Annotated in this window: 3 protein-coding genes; all 3 read left to right on the top strand. The window is 61.5% G+C overall.

Annotated elements, in window-relative coordinates; translation table 11 throughout:
* The coding region (locus H2509_RS02465; RefSeq protein WP_235974627.1) for a methyl-accepting chemotaxis protein at positions 1 to 681 on the top strand (681 nt) is incomplete at its 5' end.
* A gap of 300 nt (positions 682 to 981) precedes the next feature.
* A complete protein-coding gene (locus H2509_RS02460; RefSeq protein WP_182161967.1) occupies positions 982 to 1,557 on the top strand; it encodes a hypothetical protein in 576 nt (191 codons plus the stop codon).
* A 188-nt stretch (positions 1,558 to 1,745) separates the two neighbouring features.
* Positions 1,746 to 3,217, top strand: a 1,472-nt coding sequence (locus H2509_RS21310; protein WP_209001759.1) for a methyl-accepting chemotaxis protein, incomplete at its 3' end; no start/stop codon positions are given.

Here is a 3,217-nt window from a genome sequence, read left to right as displayed (position 1 = left end):
GAAGCCACGCAGAGCGTCGAAACCGTGGCCAGCGCCGCAGAAGAACTCTCCGCCTCCATTTCCGAAATCGCCCGCCAGATCGGCCAGACCATGAAGGTTGTCGATCAGGCCACCCGCGGTGCCCAGGCCACCAACGACAAGGTGGCGAGCCTGGCCGCAGCCGCAGGCAAGATCGGCGAGGTCGTCACCCTGATCCAGGCGATCGCCGAGCAGACCAACCTGCTGGCGCTGAACGCCACCATCGAGGCGGCCCGCGCCGGCGAAGCCGGCAAGGGCTTCGCGGTCGTGGCGGCCGAGGTGAAGGAACTCGCCAACCAGACCTCCAAGGCCACCGAGGAAATCGGCGCGCAGATCGCCGCCATCCAGGCCTCGACCCGCGACGCGGTGGAGGCGATCGCCGAGATCACCGAGACGATGGAGGAAGTCAACGGCTATACCTCCTCGATCGCCAGCGCGGTCGAGCAGCAGGGCGCGGCCACCAGCGACATCTCGCAAAGCGTGACGCAGGCTGCCCGCGGCACCGGTTCGGTCACCGCCAACATGACCGGCCTGTCCACCACGGTCGAGCAGACTTCGGCGGCCGCCGACGAGGTGCTGCGCGCCTCCGCCGACATGGCCACCAAGACCGGTGCCCTGCGCGAAAAGATCGACGGCTTCCTCAAGGACGTCGCAGCAGCCTGATCGCATAACTACAGTCGGCGTCACCAATCGGGCGTGGCAAAAGGGAAACCGGCCACGCCCCTTTTTATGTCGATACATTAAGCTCTTGGATACATCAGAATTCCTGAAATTGTCGCACGAGGTCTTACGGGTAAAACAACACCACCTTTGCATTCCCATATGCTTGAAAAAAATAATAAATTCGGCTCCCTTAAATATTCGGCCTCGGAAGGATTATGCGAATTTTTAAGACATTTCACCGAAGCTTCATCTTACCTGAAACGAACATTTCTCTCCCACGTCCAATGGAGGATTTCGGTAATGAAGCGCATCGTGTTCACCGGCGCCCTTGCTCTTGCCTTTCTCGGCGGCCCCGCCGCCGCAAACGAATTTGCCGATCAACTCACAGCGCTAGCCAGTACCGATATCTCCAAGATCGTGTCCGACCCGCAGGTCATCGCCGCCATCAAGGCACAGAACGCCGAGACGAGTGGCTACGATCAGGCGAATATCGATGCGCTCGACAAGCAGTGGCGAGCGGAAATCGACAAATCGAACAAGCCGCTAATCGACAAGACGCTCGGCAATGCCCTTTCCGGTCATCTTCATGAGATCAAGGAGAGAGGCGGAGGGCTCTATACGGAAATCTTCGTGATGGATGCCAAGGGGCTCAATGTCGGTCAGAGCGATATCACGTCCGACTACTGGCAGGGCGACGAAGCCAAATGGCAGGAAACCTTCCTCATCGGCAAAGGTGCCACGCATATCGGCGACGTCGAACTGGACGAGTCAACGCAATCCTATCAAAGCCAGTTGAGCGTCGCGATCACCGACCCTGACAGCGGCGAAGTGATTGGCGCGGCAACCTTCGGCGTCAATATCGAATTGCTGCCCTGACATTGCCTCCCGAACCGGAACGCCGCCAATCGCCCGCCGAGACAGCGCGTCAACTCGCGCATCCCGGCGGCCGAACCGAAGGCTGGCCGGATTTGTTGCATAGACCAGGGGCACTCGCGATGTTGAAATCAATTCTTAAAAGCAGCAACTCATCCGCAGAGGGAAAGCGCAGTTCAATAAGGACGCGCGTGAGCGGTGCCGCCTTTGCCGGTGTCCTGGCCGGTATCGTTGCCGTTTCCGCTTTCAGCTACTGGGATACCGCGAGGCAGGCGGAACGGGATTCTGCCAGGTTTGCCGAAAAGACCACGTCCCTTCTGGCGGCACAGGTTTCCGGCGCGGTCCGGTTCAAGAAGGCAGAGGCGATCGATCAGGCGATTGCAGCCATTCTCTCCGATGCGGACATGCATGCAGTTCACTTTATCGCCCGGCATGCAGAAGGCGACACACTCTCGGAAAAAGGGACAAGTCCGCTCACAGCTCTTGCCGCCGAGCTTGCGGAAACGGCGGGAAAAACCGGGCTGCCCGGCCTTGAAACATCGGGCTCCTATCACCTTTCCGCCGCTCCGGTTTACTTCGGCAATTCGAGCGAAAGCGTCGGCAGCATCGCGATAACCTGGGATGCAGCGCCTCAACTGGCAGAAATGCGGTCCAGCTTCCTCGTCAATCTCGGCATCGCTTCACTGATCGGGGTCGTCGTCGCGCTGCTCATAAATCTCGCAATGCGCCGCTGGATCACAACCCCTCTCGACAATGCGGTCGAAACGATGAACCGGCTCGCAAACGGCGAGACGGATATCGACCTGTCGAACATCCGGCGGAATGACGAAATCGGCGCCATTGCGAAGGCCGTCAAAGTCTTCCGCGACGATGCGATCGAGCGCCTGCGCCTGCAGGCCGATCAGGAAAAAGTCCAGCAGACCCGCAGCGCCCAGCAGAAGCGCGTTGACGACCTGATTTCCGGGTTCCGTTCGGAGGTGGTGTCACTGACTTCGTCGGTGGGCGAAACGGTGACAGGGCTGGAAGAGACCTCACGGACCCTGACCGGCCTGGCGCGCGAAAGCGCGGGCAAGGCGTCCGAAACCGTTTCCGCCAGCGACGAAGCCACGCAGAGCGTCGAAACCGTGGCCAGCGCCGCAGAAGAACTCTCCGCCTCCATTTCCGAAATCGCCCGCCAGATCGGCCAGACCATGAAGGTTGTCGATCAGGCCACCCGCGGTGCCCAGGCCACCAACGACAAGGTGGCGAGCCTGGCCGCAGCCGCAGGCAAGATCGGCGAGGTCGTCACCCTGATCCAGGCGATCGCCGAGCAGACCAACCTGCTGGCGCTGAACGCCACCATCGAGGCGGCCCGCGCCGGCGAAGCCGGCAAGGGCTTCGCGGTCGTGGCGGCCGAGGTGAAGGAACTCGCCAACCAGACCTCCAAGGCCACCGAGGAAATCGGCGCGCAGATCGCCGCCATCCAGGCCTCGACCCGCGACGCGGTGGAGGCGATCGCCGAGATCACCGAGACGATGGAGGAAGTCAACGGCTATACCTCCTCGATCGCCAGCGCGGTCGAGCAGCAGGGCGCGGCCACCAGCGACATCTCGCAAAGCGTGACGCAGGCTGCCCGCGGCACCGGTTCGGTCACCGCCAACATGACCGGCCTGTCCACCACGGT

The sequence above is a fragment of the Stappia albiluteola genome (assembly GCF_014050225.1).
Taxonomy (GTDB): Bacteria; Pseudomonadota; Alphaproteobacteria; order Rhizobiales; family Stappiaceae; genus Hongsoonwoonella; species Hongsoonwoonella albiluteola.
The sequence above is the reverse complement of the archived record's forward strand: the minus strand, read 5'-3'. Positions and strand labels throughout refer to the sequence as shown.

Excerpts from the sequence above, each read along its gene's own strand:
- H2509_RS02460 (WP_182161967.1), top strand. The coding sequence starts at position 982 with ATGAAGCGCATCGTGTTCACCGGCGCCCTTGCTCTTGCCTTTCTCGGC.